The organism is Acinetobacter sp. SK-43, from assembly GCF_015351505.1.
Classification (GTDB): Bacteria; Pseudomonadota; Gammaproteobacteria; order Pseudomonadales; family Moraxellaceae; genus Acinetobacter; species Acinetobacter junii.
In genome coordinates this window covers 1-929 of the sequence record NZ_JADKPY010000098.1, presented here as the reverse complement: position 1 = coordinate 929, position 929 = coordinate 1, and the positions used below count along the sequence as shown (strand labels likewise).

The 929-nt window shown below is 33.7% G+C and carries 1 protein-coding gene and 1 pseudogene; one reads left to right on the top strand and one right to left on the bottom strand.

The features are described 5' to 3' along the window. Positions 1 to 342 (bottom strand): annotated as a pseudogene (locus IRT38_RS17375) (hypothetical protein); the annotation flags it as partial. Between the two features lie 168 nt (positions 343 to 510). Here IRT38_RS17375 and IRT38_RS17370 point away from each other — a divergent pair. After that, positions 511 to 929, top strand: a 419-nt coding sequence (locus IRT38_RS17370; RefSeq protein WP_194598346.1) for a type I restriction-modification system subunit M N-terminal domain-containing protein, incomplete at its 3' end; no start/stop codon positions are given.

The window sequence follows — 929 nt, the reverse complement described above, 5'->3', positions numbered from 1 at the left end:
GCTATACCAACCTTTATCCAAATTTTCTTGTGCTGCTTGAATGTAAATTTCTGCTACTCGCTTCCTGTCAGCCAAAATGTATTTCTCAATTTCAGCTTGGTCAGTTAAAAGCTTAATTGGTTCAAACTGAACTTTAGTGCCGTATCTGTTTTGGGTAGATTGATCATTTACTCGCAGAAAAATGGTTGCACCTATTTCTATATCTGATAGTACGGTATTTTTGACAAGTTGGGCTTGATAATTTTTTACACTACCGATCAGTTCAGCTTGAATATACTTTGTTCCAATTTTTAAGATACGAAACTGTCCAAATGCTGTCATTTTTTCTTGATTATTTGGCATCTCACACCAAGCCTAATGATTATCTTGTGATAAATTTTAACATTAAGTCCTTATTCTGAAATAAAAAATTTTTCAGATTTGAAATTTTTAAATATTGCATTATAAGGTTGAGAAATCTACGTTTATTGCATAATATTTAACTATTGCAAAATAAGGTTGAAAAACAAAATGGCTTCTGCACCAAACAATACCGAATCGACACTGGCAAGTTTTATTTGGAACAATGCGAATGATCTTTGGGGGGATTTTCCGCATACAGAGTTCGGTAAAATCATTTTGCCCTTTACGGTATTAAGACGTTTGGAATGTGTACTTGAGCCAACGAAAGATGCTGTCCTCAATACTTATGAGCAATTTAAAGATCAAGGGATGGCGCTTGACGATATTCTTACTAACGTAAGCGGCAATCCGTTCTATAACAAATCAACCTATAACCTATCTAATTTAGGCGGTACAAAAACTAAAGCCAACCTTGAAGATTACATTTCTAATTTTTCTGAAAACGTGCGTGTAATCTTTGAACAGTTTGATTTCAATACAACAATTAATAAGCTTTCTAAAGCGAATTTACTGCTACGCATTTGCAA